The 19,130-nt window shown below is 62.8% G+C and carries 18 protein-coding genes and 1 tRNA gene; 7 read left to right on the top strand and 12 right to left on the bottom strand.

From position 1 onward, the window contains the following. The first annotated feature begins 159 nt into the window (after positions 1 to 159). From SJY18_RS12675 to SJY18_RS12660, 4 genes are all read left to right on the top strand, one after another. Positions 160 to 828: a YqaJ viral recombinase family protein gene (locus SJY18_RS12675; protein ID WP_396667832.1), complete on the top strand. Its 669-nt coding sequence runs from the start codon at positions 160 to 162 to the stop codon at positions 826 to 828. A 142-nt stretch (positions 829 to 970) separates the two neighbouring features. Continuing rightward, positions 971 to 2,677 (top strand): MDR family MFS transporter, encoded by a 1,707-nt coding sequence (locus SJY18_RS12670; protein WP_396667831.1) that lies wholly within the window; start codon positions 971 to 973, stop codon positions 2,675 to 2,677. A gap of 11 nt (positions 2,678 to 2,688) precedes the next feature. Beyond that, positions 2,689 to 3,147: a MarR family winged helix-turn-helix transcriptional regulator gene (locus SJY18_RS12665; protein ID WP_396667830.1), complete on the top strand. Its 459-nt coding sequence runs from the start codon at positions 2,689 to 2,691 to the stop codon at positions 3,145 to 3,147. Positions 3,148 to 3,283: 136 nt separating this feature from the next. Further along, the gene (locus tag SJY18_RS12660) at positions 3,284 to 4,315 is read left to right on the top strand and encodes an NADP-dependent oxidoreductase (RefSeq protein WP_396667829.1); all 1,032 of its coding nucleotides are present in this window, start codon (positions 3,284 to 3,286) and stop codon (positions 4,313 to 4,315) included. Between the two features lie 13 nt (positions 4,316 to 4,328). Here SJY18_RS12660 and SJY18_RS12655 read toward each other — a convergent pair whose 3' ends face one another. Further along, on the bottom strand, positions 4,329 to 5,222 hold the full coding sequence (locus tag SJY18_RS12655; protein WP_396667828.1) for a LysR family transcriptional regulator ArgP: 894 nt from the start codon (positions 5,220 to 5,222) through the stop codon (positions 4,329 to 4,331). A gap of 71 nt (positions 5,223 to 5,293) precedes the next feature. Here SJY18_RS12655 and SJY18_RS12650 point away from each other — a divergent pair, with 71 nt between their 5' ends. Next, on the top strand, positions 5,294 to 5,953 hold the full coding sequence (locus SJY18_RS12650) for a LysE/ArgO family amino acid transporter (protein WP_396667827.1): 660 nt from the start codon (positions 5,294 to 5,296) through the stop codon (positions 5,951 to 5,953). A gap of 38 nt (positions 5,954 to 5,991) precedes the next feature. On the opposite strand, the gene SJY18_RS12645 is transcribed toward SJY18_RS12650, so the two are convergent. The 11 genes from SJY18_RS12645 to gabT form a co-directional block, all read right to left on the bottom strand. Continuing rightward, the gene (locus tag SJY18_RS12645) at positions 5,992 to 6,336 is read right to left on the bottom strand and encodes an iron chaperone (protein ID WP_396667826.1); all 345 of its coding nucleotides are present in this window, start codon (positions 6,334 to 6,336) and stop codon (positions 5,992 to 5,994) included. Positions 6,337 to 6,435: 99 nt separating this feature from the next. After that, positions 6,436 to 7,125 (bottom strand): 50S ribosomal protein L1, encoded by a 690-nt coding sequence (gene rplA, locus SJY18_RS12640; protein WP_337337401.1) that lies wholly within the window; start codon positions 7,123 to 7,125, stop codon positions 6,436 to 6,438. A 14-nt stretch (positions 7,126 to 7,139) separates the two neighbouring features. Continuing rightward, on the bottom strand, positions 7,140 to 7,571 hold the full coding sequence (gene rplK / locus SJY18_RS12635) for a 50S ribosomal protein L11 (protein ID WP_337337400.1): 432 nt from the start codon (positions 7,569 to 7,571) through the stop codon (positions 7,140 to 7,142). A gap of 119 nt (positions 7,572 to 7,690) precedes the next feature. Beyond that, positions 7,691 to 8,719 carry a transcription termination/antitermination protein NusG gene (nusG, locus tag SJY18_RS12630; RefSeq protein ID WP_396667825.1) on the bottom strand — a complete coding sequence of 343 codons (1,029 nt, stop codon included), beginning with the start codon at positions 8,717 to 8,719 and terminating at the stop codon, positions 7,691 to 7,693. A gap of 82 nt (positions 8,720 to 8,801) precedes the next feature. Further along, on the bottom strand, positions 8,802 to 9,062 hold the full coding sequence (gene secE / locus SJY18_RS12625) for a preprotein translocase subunit SecE (RefSeq protein WP_337337398.1): 261 nt from the start codon (positions 9,060 to 9,062) through the stop codon (positions 8,802 to 8,804). 92 nt (positions 9,063 to 9,154) lie between these two features. Beyond that, positions 9,155 to 9,227 (bottom strand) — tRNA-Trp (locus SJY18_RS12620). 184 nt (positions 9,228 to 9,411) lie between these two features. Continuing rightward, positions 9,412 to 10,773, bottom strand: coding sequence for an NAD-dependent succinate-semialdehyde dehydrogenase (locus tag SJY18_RS12615; RefSeq protein WP_396667824.1), 1,362 nt, complete (start codon positions 10,771 to 10,773; stop codon positions 9,412 to 9,414). A 40-nt stretch (positions 10,774 to 10,813) separates the two neighbouring features. Continuing rightward, positions 10,814 to 12,373, bottom strand: a complete 1,560-nt coding sequence (locus SJY18_RS12610) for an APC family permease (RefSeq protein ID WP_396667823.1) — start codon at positions 12,371 to 12,373, stop codon at positions 10,814 to 10,816. Beyond that, positions 12,370 to 13,257, bottom strand: a complete 888-nt coding sequence (locus tag SJY18_RS12605) for a universal stress protein (protein WP_337337395.1) — start codon at positions 13,255 to 13,257, stop codon at positions 12,370 to 12,372. The genes SJY18_RS12610 and SJY18_RS12605 overlap by 4 nt, the downstream gene beginning before the upstream one ends. Then, positions 13,254 to 14,615, bottom strand: coding sequence for a flavin monoamine oxidase family protein (locus tag SJY18_RS12600; RefSeq protein WP_396667822.1), 1,362 nt, complete (start codon positions 14,613 to 14,615; stop codon positions 13,254 to 13,256). The genes SJY18_RS12605 and SJY18_RS12600 overlap by 4 nt, the downstream gene beginning before the upstream one ends. A 43-nt stretch (positions 14,616 to 14,658) precedes the next feature. Continuing rightward, the gene (gabT, locus tag SJY18_RS12595) at positions 14,659 to 16,017 is read right to left on the bottom strand and encodes a 4-aminobutyrate--2-oxoglutarate transaminase (protein WP_396667821.1); all 1,359 of its coding nucleotides are present in this window, start codon (positions 16,015 to 16,017) and stop codon (positions 14,659 to 14,661) included. Positions 16,018 to 16,127: 110 nt separating this feature from the next. Between gabT and SJY18_RS12590 the strand changes: the two genes are divergently transcribed. Together SJY18_RS12590 and SJY18_RS12585 are read left to right on the top strand one after the other, a co-directional pair. Continuing rightward, on the top strand, positions 16,128 to 17,657 hold the full coding sequence (locus SJY18_RS12590) for a PucR family transcriptional regulator (protein ID WP_396667820.1): 1,530 nt from the start codon (positions 16,128 to 16,130) through the stop codon (positions 17,655 to 17,657). 47 nt (positions 17,658 to 17,704) lie between these two features. Further along, the gene (locus SJY18_RS12585) at positions 17,705 to 19,129 is read left to right on the top strand and encodes an NAD(P)/FAD-dependent oxidoreductase (protein ID WP_396667819.1); all 1,425 of its coding nucleotides are present in this window, start codon (positions 17,705 to 17,707) and stop codon (positions 19,127 to 19,129) included. Position 19,130: the final 1 nt, after the last annotated feature.

The following is a 19,130-nucleotide window of genomic DNA, read 5'->3' as shown; positions in this document are numbered from 1 at the left end:
ATGATCGGAACCTCCAAAAGCTATGGCCGCGTTCATCCCGTAGCGTTTCCCGTGCGTGTCGCACTGATGAACAGTCGATGTGAGTTTCCCGCTGCACCATCTGCTGTGTTTCGAGCGTCGCAGGCGCACGGTGTCTACGCACCGAGTTAGTCTCGATTGGTGACCCCCGAACTCGCGGCCAGAATCGTCGCTGATTCTCGCGACCGAGTGGCGTGGATGCGAGCACGATCGCGTGGAATCACCGCGACAGATGTGGCATCCCTCACCTCCGAGAAGTCAATCGTGCGCGCCGCTGACTCGAAGCTCATGGGTTCGGGCTTCTCGGGCAACGCTTTCACCGCGCATGGCAAGGCGCGCGAGCCCGAGATCGCCGCATGGGTTGCCGCGACCCACGGCATCCAGCCTTCATCGGCACTTTTTCACGCCGTCGTCGAAAAGCGGCACCTCGCGACTCCCGACGGAATCATGATCGACTCCGCAAGTCGTGTCACTCTCGCCGAGATCAAAACGACGAACAAGTCGTGGCGCAGCGTGCCACGCACCTACCTCCGTCAGGTCTGGTGGCAACAGCACGTCCTCGGGGCAGAGCGCACGCTCGTGGTCTGGGAAGAGCACAACGACTTCGTTCCGGTGAGCGACGAACCCCGTTGCGTCTGGATCGACCGCGACGAGCGTGAGATCGCAAAGCTGGTCAGCCTCGCAACCTCGTTGATCGATGAGCTTTACCACCGCACAACAGGCCGACGGCCCGCAGCTGATGCCCCCATCGCAGCGCCTGTTGATGCGCGTCAACCCTTCCGCTCGCTGGCACTTGTCGACCTGAGCTGACGCCGGCGGGCGCCTTCGACTCTTCCGCATGCGCATTTAGTTGACACCAGTCAAAGATCTTCATATAGTTGACTCTTCTCAACTATTGACCTAGATCAACCATGTCGCGTCAATGCCGCCGCGCGCCACGCGAAGGATTTCCATGTCAGCATCCACCGGCAAAGCTCAAACCGCCGCCGCTCCCCCTGCAGACCCCGCTCACAAGCGCCGCGTTCTTCAGGCTCTTATCGGCCTGCTGCTCGGCATGTTCGTTTCGATGCTCGCATCGACAGTGGTCTCTTCCTCGCTGCCGGTGATCATTCACGATCTCGATGGCGACCAGGCGGCCTTCACCTGGGTGATCACAGCCACTCTTCTGACGACGGCTATCTCGACACCCATCTGGGGCAAACTCGCCGACCTTTTCAACCGCAAGATCCTCATCCAAACCGCCATCGTCATTTTCGTGCTGGCTACGGCGGCAGCAGGTTTCTCTCAGAGCACCGAGATGCTGATCGCCTTCCGCGCAGTGCAGGGCATTGGAGCAGGCGGGCTCGCAGCTCTCAGTCAGGTGATCCTGGCCGACATCATCAGCCCTCGCGAACGCGGACGATACATGGGGTTGTTCGGGGCAGTCATGGCGCTCGCGACGGTCGGTGGCCCGCTTCTCGGCGGCGTGATCACCGACACCTGGGGCTGGCGCTGGAACTTCTTCGTCGCGTTGCCCATCGCCGTCGTCGCGCTGATCATTCAGCAACGCACCCTTCACCTGCCCCCGCGCCCCAAGGTCAAGGCACGCATCGACTACCTCGGCATAGTGCTGCTCTCTACCTCGGTATCGCTCTTGCTGATCTGGATCACCAATGCTGGATCGACCTACGACTGGCTCGGCACCGAAACGCTCCTCATGGTGGGCGGCGCGATCCTCGGGGTGATCGCGTTCGTCATCACGGAGCTGCGCGCGAGTGAGCCGCTGATTCCACTCACGCTGTTCCGCAACCGCACCTTCACCCTGTCGGTACTCGCGTCGATCGCCACTGGCATCGCGATGTTCGGGTCGGCGGTGTTCCTCAGCCAGTACATGCAGATGGCGCGAGGAGCGACCCCCACTGAGGCTGGTCTGATGACGATCCCGATGATGGCTGGCTTGCTCATCGCGTCGACGGTGGTCGGTGGCATCGTCACGAAGTACGGGCATTGGAAGCCTTACCTCATTGCTGGCGCCGTGCTGCTCATCGCTGGGTCGTCGCTGCTGTCGACAATTCACTACGACACAAACTTCGCGCTGGTGTCGCTCTATATGTTCTTGCTCGGTTCCGGTGTCGGCATGACGATGCAAAACCTCGTGTTGGTGGTGCAGAACACGGCAAAGCCCGAAGAGATGGGTGTCGCCAGTTCAGGCGTCACGTTCTTTCGCAGCCTCGGCGGCACGATCGGCGTTTCGGTGATGGGCGCGGCACTGGCTTCGTCAGTCACCACGCTCACCGCCGCAGCAAGAGCGGACATCACTGCCGCCCTTGCTGCGCTGGGCGAGCAGGGTGCGGTGATCGCGGAGCAGCTTCAGTCTGGAACGCTCCCGCAGGTTTCGGCGTTGCCCGAAGGCATCCGCATCATCATTGAGGATATCTATGCTCAGTCCATCGCTCAGTCGTTCCTCATTGCGGTGCCGTTTGCCATTCTGAGCTTGATCGCGATCGCTCTGTTGCCAAATCACCCGCTCACGCGTATGACTACCAGTGAACGCGTCGTGGCGAACGAGGCCGATCTGGCAACAGTCTCTACGGCCCAAGGCATGGATGTGCTGCAAGCGACGGGTGACGATCGTGAATCCCGTTCACACGACTCTCGCACCGCGCACGACAACCGCTAGTGTCGACAGTCATGGACCCGATCGACACCCCCGAGGCGCGCACGGCTGCCGTGCGCGCCCTGGAGGCCGAATTCGGCGAGCTGATCTCTCGATTCCGGCGCGTGCTTTCTGAGAATGCCAACCGGGTGAGCCCTGGCATGCTGCCCGGCGCATACAAGGTTCTCACCACGATCGCACGCAAGGAACAGGTCACCCTCTCTCACTTGGCCGACTGCTTGATGGCCGACAAGGGGCAGATCAGCCGCGCGGTGCGTGAACTCGAGGCCTTGCAGCTCGTCACCCGCACGCCCGACCCCGAGGATGGGCGTTCCAGTCTGATCTCGCCCACCGCGTTCGGGCTGGAACGGTTGAGCGTCGCTCGCGCCCCCCAGGAAGGCGCACTCCTCAAGGCGCTCGACGCGTGGTCGCTCGCAGACATCGAGAATCTCTCTCGCATGTTGCACGCACTTAGCGCAGGCGAGACCCCGTAACTCGCCCGGCGATCGGGCACGACGTTCGCGACACGGTAGCACCCGCGTAACACGTGCGAGACATTGACAAGGTTGACTGCTCGTATCACCAAATCACGTGCGGTCGTCGCCGACCGCACACGCGGAAGGAGCCATCATGAGAGCGCGACCTCTGCGAACCGCCTCAGCGCCACGCCCCGACACCACCCCAGTCGGTGAAACGCCAGAAACCATGCGTGCCGCTGTCTTCGACACCCCCGGCGAATCGAGCGTTCTCCATATCGCTACGGTGCCTGTGCCGAGCCCGGTAATCAGCGAACTGCTCGTCCGAGTTCATGCTGCGGGAGTGAACCCGATCGATGCCAAGACTCGCGCTGGCCGCGGCGTGGCCCCAGCGATCGACTCGTTTCCTTCAACGATAGGTTTCGACTTCAGCGGCACCGTAGTGTCGTCGCCCTACGAATCGCACCCCTTCCCCCCGGGCACGGAGGTGTTCGGCATGACGCACTTTCCTCGCTCTGGCGGAACCTACGCCGAATATGTTGTCGTGCCGACGCTGTCTGTCGCACGCAAACCGGCAGCGCTGTCGCACGTTGAAGCGGCTGGCGTTCCCCTGGCGGCGCTGACGGCGTGGGGCCTTGTCGTTGAGACCGCGCGCGCGCATGAAGGTCAGCGCATACTCATTCACGCCGGCAGCGGAGGGGTGGGCCACTTCGCCGTGCAATTCGCAGCCTATTTCGGCGCGCACGTCACGGTCACCGGTTCAGACCACAACGCCTCGTGGCTCCGCGAGCTCGGAGCATCCGTCGTCGTCGACTACAAAACGACACGATTTGAAGACGTTGTCGCCGATGTCGATGTCGTGATCGACCTGGTCGGCAACGTCAGTGATTCGACAGGCAGCCGCTCACTCACAGTGTTGCGCCCTGGGGGGCTTTACATCATCGTGCCAACCGGGTCTTGGCCCGAGTACGCCCACGCAGCGGATGAAGCTGGTGTGCGCGCAACCAGTTTCAAGGTGAGCCCCGACGGCGCCGCCCTTTCGACTATCGCGCGCCTGCTCGACTCGGGCTCGGTGCAGGTGTACATCGACCAGATCTTTGAACTTGAGGATGCTGCCGCCAGCCATCGTGCAGTTGAAGATGGGCACACGCGCGGCAAGATCGTTCTGCGCGTCGCCGAGGGCTGAGCGTCACGGGTTCTCAGACGCCGGGCCGCTCCAGCACCGTGGCGGCGGCCTCGGCGACGGTGTCAGCAATCGCGTCGAGCAGCTGCGATCGCAGATTCCACTGTTGCCAGTACAACGGCACATCAACCCACAGGTTGTCGAGCTTTACCAAGCTGCCGTCGTTGAGGCCTTCGGACGATTGAAAAACCGGCAGCAGACCCCAGCCCAGCCCCAACGACACGGCGCGCGCGAAGTCGTTCGATGCAGGCACATAGTGCCGCGGCGCAGTGCCCGCGCTCCCCCGGTCTCTGAGCCAGCGCGTTTGCAGATCGTCTCGTCGATCGAACTCGACCACGGGCGCGGCGTCGAGCGCTGTTGCGGTGGGGCCAGCGGGCAGCCATCGCTTCATGAATCCCACCGTAGCCACGGCGTCGTAGCGCATGACTCCGAGCGGCATCACCTTGCACCCCGACACCGGAGCGCGCCGCGAGGTGACCGCGCCCATCACGGTGCCCGATTCCAGCAGCGAAGCAGTGAAGTCTTGGTCGTCGCGGTGCAGATCGAACACGACAGGATGCTGCTCAGCCAGACGCGCCAGCGGCTGCAAGAACCACGTGCCTAGGGAATCAGCATTGACCGCGAGTGGGATGCTGACCCGTGCGGAATCGTCGCCGACGCCCATCTGAACCAGCGCATCGTGCTCGAGAAGGGCGATCTCACGCGCAAATCGAACTACGGCCGTGCCCGCCTCGGTCGTGCGTGCCGGCTTCGCTCGCACCAGCACGACCCGACCGAGCTGCGTCTCCAGCGCTTTGATGCGCTGACTGACCGCAGATGGGGTGACGTGTAGCCGTTTCGCCGCAGCGTCGAGCGTGCCTTCTTGAACGACCGCCAGAAGCGTCTCGGCGAGTTCCCGCGAAATGTTCATCATTAGCTAGACTAATGCGTCCTTAGAATCATTAGCTGGTTTTACTAGCAATGCGGCCGTAGCTTCGTTGTGTGGCACTCACCTCGATACTTGCTGGCTTTACTCTTGGACTCTCGCTGATCATCGCGATCGGCGCGCAGAATCTGTTCATCCTGCGCCAGGGCGTTCACCGCCAGCACGTGGTGATGGTGGCGATCATATGCGCCCTGTCAGATGCGATCCTCATCGTGTTCGGCGTCGCAGGCCTTGGTTTTATCGTTGCGGCCGCGCCCTGGCTCATAACTGCAGTCCGCTGGGCGGGAGCCGGCTTCTTGCTCGGGTATGCGCTCCTCGCTGCTCGGCGCGCGTGGCATCCGCGCACGACCGGGCTTGACGTCTCGGCCGCACCGATAACTACGGCACAACCGTCGCAGACTGGCGCTGTCTTGACCGCAGCCAAGATGAAGGCATTGCCGGTCGCGCTCACGTGTCTCGCGCTCACCTGGCTCAATCCGCATGTCTATCTCGACACCGTGTTCTTGCTTGGCTCGGTGGCCAGCACGCATGGCGACCAGCGCTGGCTGTTCGCTTTGGGTGCGGTGATCGGCAGCGTCGTCTGGTTCAGCGCTTTGACCTTCGGCGCGCGTTACCTGAGTCGCTGGCTCGCAACACCACGGGCGTGGCGAATTCTCGATGGCGTGATCGCCGTGGTGATGACGGGCCTGGCGATCAGTCTGCTGATCTCGCACTAGCCCCGTGCGCGCTCGGCCGCCGAGCGCACGAGCGGGATTCAGCGGTCTATCTGCGCCCGTCGGGTGTGCACCATTGTGCGCACGGCCGCATCGGGAATGGGATTGTCCGGCTGGAAGCGCACGGTGCCCTTGTCGCGATCGAAGCCAACCAACTCATCTGCGGCCGCCGCGATGGCTTCGGGGCTGAACGGATACACGCCGATGTGCTTCGCGGTGCGCATCACAGAGATCAGTGACTTGCCTTTGTACACCAGGGCGGGCATTCCGTAGCCTTTTCCTTGCTCGACGTCAGGAACCAGATCCCGAGCGATGTCGTAGACGTGCTCGATCACCACACGATCATTCTCGGTTTGCTCGGCTAGATAGTCATCGACTGTTCCCATAGCGCCATCATGCCAGCAGTTCAGCGGCGACACCGCCGCCGGGCACAACAAGAAGGGCCCCACCCGGAGGTGAGGCCCTTCTTTGCGAATCAGTCAGACTCAGATGGAGTTGACGTCCAGCGGGATGCCCGGACCAAAGGTGGTCGAGACAACAGCCTTCTGGATGTAACGGCCCTTCGAGCTCGACGGCTTGAGACGCACGATCTCTTCGAGCGCCGCGAGAATGTTCTCGTCGAGCTGCTCGGCCGAGAACGATGCCTTGCCGACGATGAAGTGCACGTTCGCGTGCTTGTCAACACGGAACTCGATCTTTCCGCCCTTGATCTCCTCCACGGCCTTGGCCGGGTTGGGAGTCACGGTGCCGGTCTTCGGGTTCGGCATGAGACCACGGGGGCCCAGCACCTTACCGAGACGGCCAACCTGGCCCATGAGCTCAGGAGTTGACACGGCAGCGTCGAAGGACGTGTAGCCCTCTGACACCTTCTGGATGAGCTCAGCGCCGCCGACCTCATCTGCGCCCGCGGCAATAGCAGCCTCAGCGGCCGGACCCGTTGCGAAAACGATGACGCGGGCCGTCTTGCCGGTACCGTGCGGCAGAATGACGGTGCCGCGCACCATCTGGTCAGCCTTGCGGGGGTCAACAGCGAGCTTCAGCGCGACCTCAACGGTTGAGTCGAACTTCGCTGAGCCGGTTTCCTTAGCCAGTGTGACGGCTTCGGTCGGCGTGTAGAACTTGTCTGCCTCGATCTTGGCAGCTGCGGCCTTGAAGGCCTTTGACTTGGTAGCCATGATGTTTATTCCCCTCAGTCCTCAACCGTGATGCCCATGGAACGGGCGGTGCCGGCGATGATCTTCGAGGCAGCCTCGATGTCATTTGCGTTCAGGTCGGGCTCTTTCGCTTCAGCGATTTCGCGAACCTGAGCCTTGGTGAGCTTGCCAACCTTGACCGTGTGAGGCGTGGAAGAACCCTTTGCAAGGCCAGCGGCCTTCTTGATGAGCTCTGCCGCCGGCGGGGTCTTGAGGACGAACGTGAAGCTGCGGTCCTCGTAGACAGTGATCTCTACGGGGATGACGTTGCCACGCTGTGCTTCGGTAGCCGCGTTGTACGCCTTGCAGAACTCCATGATGTTGACGCCGTGCTGACCAAGCGCCGGACCGATCGGCGGCGCGGGGTTTGCGGCACCAGCCTTGATCTGGAGTTTGATCAGGCCGGTCACCTTCTTCTTGGGTGCCATTTCCTTTTCCTTTCATCGAGCGAAACTGCGTCAGGCTGCGCCTCGACGAGTTCCGTTCTCCCGCACGCTCGGCATTTCCGAGCCGCGGTTTTCCCGGGTGGTCCCGGGAAGTCTTAGTGTCAGAGCTTTGTGACCTGGTCGAACGAGAGCTCGACCGGTGTCTCACGCTCGAAGAGCGAAACGAGAACCGTGAGCTTGCCGCTTTCGGGCTTGATCTCGCTGATCGTGCCGGGAAGACCCGCGAACGAGCCTTCTTTGATGGTGATAGTCTCGCCAACTTCGAAATCGACCTCGGCAGGGATGCTGCGCGCGACAGGCTGGTTGCCCTTCGCCGCACCAGCCTTGGCCGGAGCAACCTCTTTGATCTCGACGAGGCTCTTCAACATGTTGAATGCTTCTTCAAAGCGCAACGGCGTGGGGTTGTGAGCGTTGCCCACGAAGCCGGTGACACCGGGGGTGTGGCGCACGACCGACCAGGTGTCTTCGTTGAGTTCCATGCGCACGAGAACATATCCCGGAATGCGAACGCGCGTGACCATCTTGCGCTGGCCGTTCTTGATCTCGACGACGTCCTCCATGGGGACCTCGATCTGGTAGATGTCTTCTTCTACCTCGAGCGTTGACTTGCGCTGCTCGATGTTCGCCTTGACCTTGCGCTCAAAACCGGCGTAAGAGTGAATGACATACCACTTGCCCTCGAGTGCGCGCAGTTCTGCGCGGAACGCGTCGTAGGGGTCTTCTTCGCTGTCATCGTCAGAATCAGCTTCGGTGACGTCTTCGTCACCGTTCACATCTGGTCCGTCGTAGGGCGCGACCTCGTCCGCGGCTTCAGCGGCAACTTCTTCTGCCTCTTCGGCAGCCGAGTCAGTCAGCACCTCAGCTGCGGCTTCGACCTCAGCGGTCTCGTCGATCTCAAGCGCGTCATTCACGATTGCGTCTGCTTCCGGGTCGTTCACTTCGACGTCATCCATTTCGGACTCGTTTGCGTTGTCGCCATCTTCGTCAACAATGTGAATTGCGACGTGCTCGGCCGACGTGCTTGCGCGCTCTTCTTGAGCGAGAACGTTGCCTTCTTGGGCTTCGTCATCTTCTGAGGACTGCTCTGCAGCGGTCGCCCAGTCGGCGTCGTCGACATATCTTTCAGACACTTGGGATTCTCTTCCGTTTCGTCGCGGGGTGTGATCCAACCGCGTCGCCACTTGGTGATTCAGGGATGTAGGTGATTCAGGTTTAGGACGGGACGCCGAAGACGTACTGCGCCATCAATACGAACACGAAATCGAGTCCGTACACGATGGCCATCATGACGACAACAAAACCCAGTACGACTGCGGTGTACTTCAGGAGCTCTTGACGGGTCGGGGTGACGACCTTGCGAAGCTCGGCGAAGACCTGACGGATGAAAAGAGCAAAGCGCGCGAAGACGTTGGGCTTCTTCTCACGTGTGCCGCCTGAAGCGACGACTTCACCCTTCGGTTCGTCCTGAGCCATCGATGTCACCTGATTACTTTCCGCGCTTCGACATTCGCCGAACCACTGTGTTGTCAACCGCTGACACCGTACTGTCAACGTTTGCTGACGCGCAGGGCGGACAGGAATCGAACCTGCAACCTGCGGTTTTGGAGACCGCTGCTCTGCCAATTGAGCTACCGCCCTAGAAGCCCGGAAGCTTCGAGGCCCGCAAACTTCTGCCGCACTTTGTGAGAAGTGGAGTGCCACCCATTACAGGGCACGGCGAAAGAATGCAGATTTGTACTGCACGTTCAAGTGTACGGCATGCCCTCGCGGGCCGCGAACCAGGCCAGCGCGTGACGCGGCGCCGACCCGGTCGCGAACCGTCTCACATGGCGGTGCGAATGAGCTTCTTGTTGACGAACTCGTCAGCGGCGAGCAATCCCATCTCTCGCGAGGTGCCAGAGCGCTTGACTCCCCCGAAGGGGAGCGCAGGCTCGTCAGCGAGAACGCAGTTGATATAGACCATGCCCGCGTCGATCTGATCGGCCATGCGCGCCGCCTGCTCAGAATCGGTCGTGAAGATGTAAGAGCCCAAGCCGAAGCTCGTGTCGTTCGCAATCTCGACAGCCTCCTCTTCGCTAGCGACGCGGTACACAACACCCACCGGACCGAAGAACTCTTCGCGGTAAGCGTCCATATCGCTGGTGACGTCGGTCAGCACCGTGCCAGGGTAGAAGGCACCGTCACGCACGCCGCCGGTCACGAGCGTCGCACCCTGCGCGACGGCGTTGTCTACCTGGGCCGCCAGGCGCTCTGCGGCGGCAAGCGACGAGAGGGGGCCGAGCACAGTGTCTTCAGCGAACGGGTCCCCGACCTTTGCCGCATCCATGGCCGCCGTGAACTTCTCGACGAAGCCTTCGTAAAGATCGTCGGCCACGATAAAACGCTTCGCGGCATTGCAGGATTGACCGTTGTTGTCGAGACGCGCATCGATGCCGGCTTGTACGGCAGCATCCAGATCATCGGTTGACAGCAAGATGAAGGGGTCGGATCCCCCGAGCTCGAGAGCAACCTTCTTCAAATGACGGCCAGCCAGTTCGGCTACCGCCGACCCGGCACGCTCAGACCCGGTCACCGACACGCCCTGCACGCGCCGATCAGCGATGACCGTTGCGGCTTGCTCATTCGTAGCAAGAATGTTGACGTACACGCCTGCGAGCCCGGCGTCGTTGTAGATCTTCTCGATTGCTTCTGCCGACTCGGGGCACTGCGGAGCGTGCTTGAGCAGGATCGTGTTGCCCACGACGATGTTGGGAGCCGCAAAACGCGCGACCTGGTAGTAGGGAAAGTTCCACGGCATGATCCCGAGAAGCACACCAATCGGCGACCGTCTGATGATCGCATCACCATCACCCTCGATGTCGAGCGGCTGATCACCGGTGATCTTGTCGACGTGATCGGCGTAGTACTCGGTGATATCAGCGGCGAAGTCGACTTCTCCGAGCGCCGCTTCTAGGGGCTTGCCCATCTCGCGCACGATGATGTCGGCGAGCTCTTCGCGCCGTTCACGGTGAAGTTCGGCGACCCGGCGGATTCCCGCAGCACGCTCGGCCGGCGACACGGTGCGCCACGTGCGATACGTCGAATCGGCTGTCTCGATGGCCTGTGCGAGCGCCTCGTCGGTGATCGTCGGGTAGGTGGACAGCGTCTCGCCGGTGGCGGGGTTGATGACGGCATAGTCAGTCATGAGTGTTCTCTCCGATCAGAAGGGTGGGTTAAGTCTGCCGCTATCGCTTCACGCGACGCAGGCTTGGCGGCGATTCCAGCGAAAGTGTCTCACCACGGAAGAATGCCGGACGCTTGATCGCCTGCCAGACCATGACGATCACTCCCAAGAGGATGACACCCATGCCGAGAATGAAGACGAGTCCGACACCACCGATGTTGGAGCCGCTGCCATAGTCAGGATCCATGCTGTCGACGAGCGTGATCGCGAACAAGGCTGCCAAGATCGCTCCGCCCAGAAGCGGAAACAGCAACGTGAAGAAGATGTTTCGCGTGCTGTCAAGCCATTGCTTGCGGAAGTACCAGACACAAGCGAACGCGGTGATCCCGTAGTAGAAGCAGATCATCATGCCCAGCGCTGTGATGGTGTCCCACAGCACGTTCTCGCTGATGAGCCGCATGACCGTGTAGAACGCCGATGCGACGATAGCCGACACGACCGTCGCGTAGCCGGGGGTGAAGAAGCGGGGGCTGATCTGCGCGAATTTCTTGGGGAGCGCGCCGTAGTGCCCCATAGCCAGCAAGGTGCGCGCTGGTCCGACGAAAGTGGATTGAAGCGAGGATGCTGAGCTGGTCAGCACCGCGAGTGACACCAGGAACGCCATTGGGCCGAGCACTGGTCCTGACAGGTAGAAGAAGACGTTGTCTTGAATGTCGGGGTTGCCGAGCCCCAGCCCTTCTGCTCCGGTGCCGGCGAACATCAGCAGAGACACCGCGATCAGAAGATAGAGCACAACGATGGTGATCACCGTCAGCGTGGCCGCCCTGCCGGGTGTCTTTTCGGGGTCCTTGGTTTCTTCGTTCATGGTGAGAGTGACATCCCACCCCCAGAAGATGAAGATCGACAGCGACAGACCCGCTACTACCGCTGTCACAGAGCCGACAGCGAAGGGATTGAACCACGAGAGTTCGGGAAGGCTGGCGTCGAAGGCGTTGCCCTGCACGACTTGCACGAGCGCCGTGATCGAGAAGATCAGCAGCACCGCAACCTGAAAGGTCACGAGCACATACTGCAGCTTTTGCGTCGTCTGCATATCGCGGTACGACACCAGGGTGGCCGCGAGCATGAACAGCAGACACACCGTGACGTTGATGAAAGGGTTGAAGGCCAGCGCGGCGATCGTGCCGGGGCTGCCCGCAATCTGGTCGATGAGCAGGAACAGAAACTCGACCGCGATTCCGGCCAAGTTCGACAGCACCAAGATGGTGGCAGCAACCAGCCCCCACCCTGCCATCCAGCCGATCCATGGGCCGAAAGCCCGCGACGCCCAGGTGAACGATGTGCCGCTGTCGGGCATCACACGGTTGAGTTCCCGATAGCCGAAGGCCACCAGCAGCATCGGGATGAAGCCGACGAGAATAATGGCCGGCACCTGAAAGCCGACTTCCGACACGGTAGGGCCAAGTGCGGCAGTGAGCGTGTAGGCGGGCGCGATGCACGAGATGCCGATCACGACGGCACCAAGCAATCCGATCGTGCCGGCACTCAGGCCCTTCTGCGAGAGTCCGCCCGTGGCTACCGGGTCTTTTTTCGGCGCTGACGCGGCTGAGGGAGCACTCATTGCTGCCCGCTTTCTGTGGAACGCGTACGCGGAACCACGACCATTGGTACCGGCAGCTCGTGCAGCATCTTCGCTGCCGTTGAGCCGAGGAAGAGTCGACGCGGCTGCGCCAAGCGGCTAGAGCCGACGACTGCGAGCTCGCCCGGCTCCCAGCCAAGGTGCGAGACGGCGTCTTCGATGCTGTCGCCGCGGGCGACGATGACTTCAGCGTCGATATCGTCGGGCAAGGCAGCCAACGCCTGCGTGAGCACGTCGTCGGCGTGTGCCGCCCCCGCGATGCGGATGACGCCCGTGTTCACTGACGCGGGAAGGTCGACCGAGACCAGCGAAACCAAGCGCAATTCGGCGCTCGTCGCCACGGCGAGCGCAATGCTCTCCTGCAAGAGCGCGTCGGCGCCGGGTCGGGTTCCGACAGCCGCCGTGATCCTGGTGATACCTGCACCGGCCTCGGTGCGCCTCGCTCCCTCTGGTGCGAGCACCACTGGCACGTTCGACGAGTGCAGAAGCTCGTCGGCGACGGTGCCCAGCCGATGGCGACCGCGAAGACCGCCGTTCGCTGCGCCGACGACGATGTAAGACGCTTCAAAATCGGCCGCCGCTGTCACCAGGCCCTCGGCGAACGAATCCGCGTATCGCACGTGTGTGCGCGTCTTGACACCCTCGGGCACCTGTTCTGCCGCCTGGCTCAGCCACGCTGAAGCCTGGTCACGCAGGTAGCGGTCGTAGGCGGCATCTGGCGGCGTGATCACGCTGCGGCCATCGGCTGGCAGCACGACGACAACGTCAACCGCGCTCGCAGACGCGTGAGCCAAACGTGCAGCCAGCGCTACCGCGTCGGCCCCGGCACTGGTCGCCGTATAGCCGACGACGATACGGGCGGTCACGAATGTGCCGCCGCGACGATGTTCGCCGCGACCAGTCGGCCCATGCGAATGGCGCCGTCCACGTGCTGGTAACCAGCACCGGCCATGTCACTGCAGGCGAAGTGGATGGGACCCACCGGCGTGCGCAGATCGGCTCCGTACCGAGCAAGCCCGCCCAAGTCGAAGCTCGCCGCGTACGCTCCGCGAGTCCACTCTTCGGCGCCCCAGTCGCTCTCGAAGTACACCAGCGGCTCTTTCGCCTGCGGTCCGTAGTAGTTGGCCAGCGACGAGAGAATCCGCTCTTTGCGCTCCTCAGCCGAGACGCGAAAAAGGTCGTCGGCATTTCGATCCGACACGAACCCCACCAGCGTGCCGCGCTCGTCGCCGTGGTTGGTGTTGTCGTACGCTTCGTGCGCAATCTCGTAGGGGCTGAAGGCGGTGCCCGAAAGTCCGTCTTCTCGCCAGAACGGCCGCTCGTACACCGCGTGAACCTTGATCACAAAGCCCATCGAGATGTGCTGGTGCATCTGCTGCTTGAGTCGCGGCAGCGGCGGGGCGAAGTCGATCCAGGGATACAAGATCGGCGCATGCGCAAGAATCGCAAAGCGCGCGTGCACGGTCATATCTCCGTCTGAGATGACAGTCACCCCGTCTGCGTGCCATTGCACCGTGTGCACGGGGTGCCCGAGAAACACGTCATCGCCCAGCCGTTCCGCGAGCAGCAGCGGCACCTGCTGAAGTCCGCCCACGACTCGCTCGTCGAGAATGTAGTCGGCGTCGACGAGGTTCGAGAAGCTTCCCGCACTTGCCGCCATCAGCAGCGCCTGCAGGGCGGAGAACGCATACGCGGGCTTGGTCAGCATCGCCCCGGCGATGAAAAGCGCGATGTTGTCGCGCGCTTCTTGGTCTTGAGTCTGTTCTTCTAGCCAAGCTTCGAATGAGATGCGGTCGAGCGCCTCTGCATCAGGGTGTTCCCAAGGCTTGTCTGGATCGATGAGTGCCACCATTGCGTCGAGCTTTTCGATGAGTCGAACCAGCTCCTTCTCGGTCGCCTCGGGCACCGGAAAGATCTCTCCCGTAAACCGGGTGAGCTCACCGCTCGCATTGACGTACACCGAGTCGCCCTCGCGGTAGCGGCGATAGGTTTCGAGCCCGAGCTCTTCGATCGTCTCTTTGAGCGCTTCTTGATCGGGCGACACCCACTGGCCCCCGATTTCGAGCATGGCTCCGTCGACGACGTCAGTCCATAGCCTGCCGCCCACGCGGTCTCGCGCTTCTAGAACAGCAACCGATAGACCGGCCTTCTTCAGCTCGTTCGCTGCGGTAGTTCCGGCGGCGCCGGCCCCAACGATGACAACGTCTCTCGTGATCTCAGTCATCTCACTCCTCTGTAGTGGTGTGGGCGCGCCGATGGCGGCCAGGTCACGCTGCGGCGAGAGCTGCCGCGACGACGTCGAGGCCCTCGTTGAGCAGACCGTCAGGGATCGAAAGCGGCGGCAGAAAGCGAATGACGTTTCCGTAGGTGCCGCATGTCAGCACGATCACACCTTCCGCGATGCACGCCTTCGCAACGGCTGCGGTGAGCGCAGCATCCGGATCGCCGGTGTTTGGATCCACAAACTCGGCGGCGATCATCGCGCCGTGGCCGCGGATGTCTCCGATGCGCGCGTCTCGAGACTGCATGTCTGACAGTCGCGAGATCAGGATGCTGCCGATGTCGCGTGCGCGCTCGATGACCCCGTCGTTCTCAAAAACGTCAATCGCGGCGATTGCTGCCGCACAGGCGATCGGGTTTCCGCCGTAGGTGCCACCGAGACCGCCGGCGTGCGAGGCGTCCATGATCTCGCTGCGACCGGTCACCGCGGCAAGGGGAAGCCCACCCGCGATGCCCTTTGCCGTGGTGATGAGATCGGGAACGATGCCAAAGATCTCACTGGCGAACATGGCGCCGGTGCGGGCAAAGCCGGTTTGGATCTCGTCAGCGATGAAGACGACGTTGTTCGCGCGCGCCCACTCGACAAGTGCCGCAAGAAAGCCCGCTGCGGGGACGATGAAGCCGCCCTCCCCCTGGATGGGTTCGATGATGATCGCGGCGAGGTTGTCGGCGCCTACCTGCTTCTCGATGATCGAGATAGCGTTCTTTGCGGCAGCTTCGCCGCTGAGGCCGTCGCGATAGGGATACGACATCGGCGCGCGGTAGATCTCAGAGGCGAACGGTCCGAAGCCGCTCTTGTAGGGCATCGACTTTGCGGTGAGACCCATCGTGAGGTTGGTGCGTCCGTGATAGCCGTGGTCGAATGCGACCACGGCCTGCTTCTTGGTGAATTTACGGGCGACCTTGATGGCGTTCTCGACAGCTTCCGCCCCCGAGTTGAAAAGCGCGCTCTTCTTTTCATGGTCGCCGGGAGTGATGCGGTTGAGCGCTTCGGCAACGTCGACATACGACTCGTAGGGCGCAACCATGAAGCAGGTGTGGGTGAATTGGGCGACCTGTTCTTGCACCGCTGCGACAACCTTGGGGTGCGCGTTGCCAATGCTGGTGACCGCGATACCCGAGCCGAGGTCGATCAGCGAGTTGCCGTCGGCGTCGACGATGACTCCCCCACCCGCGGCGACCGTGTGCACGGCGGCTGTGTGTCCGACTCCGGCTGCCACGGCGGCGGCTTTGCGGGCGATCAGCTCCTGCGAGCGAGGGCCCGGAATGCTGGTGACGAGGCGACGCTCCTGCGGAAGAGTCGGGCCGCCGAGGGGAACGTGAGTGAGGGTGTCGGTTGCGCTCATAGTGGCGAGCGTAGGGCGCTCAACCCGCGCAATGCACCTGCCCTCATGTACATTGTGCATACCTTCTTGTACCGCTCGTACACGAAGCCCGCAGCGCATTCAGGAGCACCATGGCCGCCGCCCCCGAAACCCCCACCCTTCGCGCTCTGCTTGGCCGCGCCGATCTTCAGCTGACGCTCGATGGCGAAAGCGCTCGGCACAATCGGCTGCTTGACCGCGCCGTGCGATGGGTGCACAACTCAGACCTCGCAGACCCCACTCCGTTCCTGTCAGAGGGAGTCGTGCTGCTCACTACGGGCACGCAGTTCGCCGAGGGCGTCGACAGCGACGCGGACGTTCACGCGTACGTGTCGCGGCTTAAAGAACGCGGGGTCGTCGGGCTGGGTTTCGGCACTGAAGTGGTGCGCGATGGCATCCCTCCGCAACTGATCGATGCGTGCCGCGCGACGCAAACACCACTGTTCGAGGTGCCGTACCGCACCCCCTTCATCGCAGTTGCGCGCGCGAACGCCGAGGCTATTGCCGCGGCTTCGTATGCACGCAGAAGTTGGGCATTGGCTGCACAGCGCGCCATTGCCCTCGCTGCCCTCAGGGCCGACGGCCTCGGCGCCACCGTGGCAGAGCTTGCCCGCCAGCTCGACACGTGGGTGGGATTGTTCGACGCTGCGGGAGAGCTTTCTCGCGAGCACCCTGCCGGCGGGCTTGCCGCGACCACGGCTGACTCACTTCGGTCCGAGGTGATCGCTGTGCTGCATCGCGGGGCCCGAGCGGGGTCATCGTTGCCAATCGGCGACACCGCTTTCTCGCTGCAGACGCTCGGGCGGGGTGGGCATCTGCGTGGCGTGATCGCGATCGCCGCAGGTGACCTCGACCAAGAAGGACGCCGGCTCGTGACATCGGTTATCGCGATGGCTGGGCTGGCTCTTGAACAGCAGCAGGGCCTCAGCAAAGCGCGCAACTCGCTGCGGGCAGGGCTCGCTCAATCTCTGCTTGGCGATGACCCGTCTCTCGCTCGACGAATCTCAAAAGACCTGTGGGGCCCGCTGCCGGCCGCGCCCGTGGTTGTCGCCATCACCGATCTTGCCTCAGCCCGCGTCGATGCCGTGTCTGAGCGACTGGAGTTGCGTGCAGAAGAGCGCCGCGGATCGGTGTTCTTCGGACGCACCGATGACGGACTCGTCGTGGTCGTTCCCGCCGATGACCGCTCACCCATCGTCGAGGTCGCAGAGCTCTTCAGCCTCCGCGTCGGCGTATCCGAGCCGACCACCTACGAGCGCGTTTCATCGGCGATCGGGCAGGCGCTTCTGGCACGCGATCGCGGTTTGACCGGCGTGAGCAACTTCGCCGACGTCGCTCACGGCGGAGTACTCTCAGCGCTCACCGATGATGCGCGCACCCTCGCCCTGGCTGAGCTCGCGCCGTTGAGCGAGTACGACGCTGAGAATGGCTCCGAACTGGTCGTCATGTTGCGCACCTGGCTAGACAACGATTGCTCGCACGAGGCCTCAGCGCGCGCCCTCGGCGTTCACCGCCACACCGTACGCACGCGCTTGGCGCTCGCTGAGAAGCTGCTCGGGCGCGACCTGTCGTCGTTTGCGATTCGCGCCGAACTCTGGGCGTCGCTCCGCGTCGCGCAATAGCCAGACACGCTGACTCTTTCGTCCCCAATTCACGACAGCTTGGCGTCGTGGCGCCTGCAGCACTGCGAGAAGATGATCAGGTGAGTGAAGACAGCGCGACAGTGAACGGCGACGTCTCATGGTGGTGGCGCGATCTGGGTGGTTTGCCGACGGTGCGAGCAGCCCTACCGGGATCGATTGACGTTGATGTAGCCCTTGTCGGGGGCGGTTACACCGGACTGTGGACGGCGTACTACTTGAAGAAAGCTCAGCCAGATCTGCGTGTTGCGGTGCTCGAGCAGCGCTTCGCGGGTTTCGGGGCGTCAGGACGCAATGGGGGGTGGCTGACCAACTCGGTGACCGGAGGCCGCGCCACCTACGTCGCCGCACATGGCCGCGATGCGGCGATCGCTCAGCAGCGTGCACTCAACGACGCGGTCGACGAAGTGATCGCCGTCACCTCGCGCGAGGGCATCGATGCCGACATCATCAAAGGCGGTGAGTTCGAGGTGGCCCGCACACCAGCGCAGCTGGCGAGGTTGCAGACCTCTGCCGCGGGCGAACAGACGTGGCCCCACACTGAAGTCGAACTATTGGATGCTGCTGGTGCCGCTGAAAGAATCGCTGTCGACGGCGCACTGGGCGCGACGTGGCACCCTCATTGCGCGCGCGTGCACCCCGCCAAGCTGGTGAGCGGCCTTGCCTCTGCGGTTGAACGCCTCGGGGTGGCGATCTACGAGAACACTCGGGTGTCAGCGATCACCCCGGGGCGCGCGATCACCGACCGCGGAACAGTGCGAGCAACGCACGTATTGCGCGCAACCGAGGGCTTCACCCCCGATCTGAAGGGCGAGCACCGCACGTGGTTGCCGATGAACTCGTCGATGATCGCGACCGCTCCCCTGCCTGCGTCAGCGTGGAATGCGATCGGCTGGGATGGTCGCGAAACGCTCGGCGATTTCGCGCACGTCTATATGTACGCCCAGCGCACTGCCGACGATCGCATCGCCTTCGGCGGTCGAGGGGTGCCATACCGCTACGGGTCGCGTGTCGACACCGACGGAACAACCCAGCAACGCACGATCGCGTCGCTCACCGCGCTGCTCCATAGCTTCTTTCCCATCGCGGCAGACGTGCCGATCGACCATGCATGGGCGGGAGTGCTCGGCGTGCCAAGAGACTGGGCGGCGTCCGTCGGGCTGAACCACACGACCGGGTTGGGCTGGGCGGGCGGCTATGTCGGCACGGGAGTGACAGCAACCAACCTTGCCGGTCGCACGTTGGCCGATCTTGTTCTCGGCCACGACACCGAACTCGTTCGCCTGCCGTGGGTAGATCATCGGGCGAAACTGTGGGAAGCCGAACCCCTGCGCTGGCTTGCGGTGAATGCGATCTACACCGCCTATCGCGCCGCCGATCGCGCGGAATCTCGCACCTCGTCGACGCGCACCGCGTGGCCGGCAAACGTCGCGGCTTGGGTGGCTGGTCGCTGAC

Source organism: Microbacterium sp. R86528, assembly GCF_044596335.1.
In the GTDB taxonomy this organism is placed as follows: Bacteria; Actinomycetota; Actinomycetes; order Actinomycetales; family Microbacteriaceae; genus Microbacterium; species Microbacterium marmarense.
The sequence above is the reverse complement of the archived record's forward strand: the minus strand, read 5'-3'. Positions and strand labels throughout refer to the sequence as shown.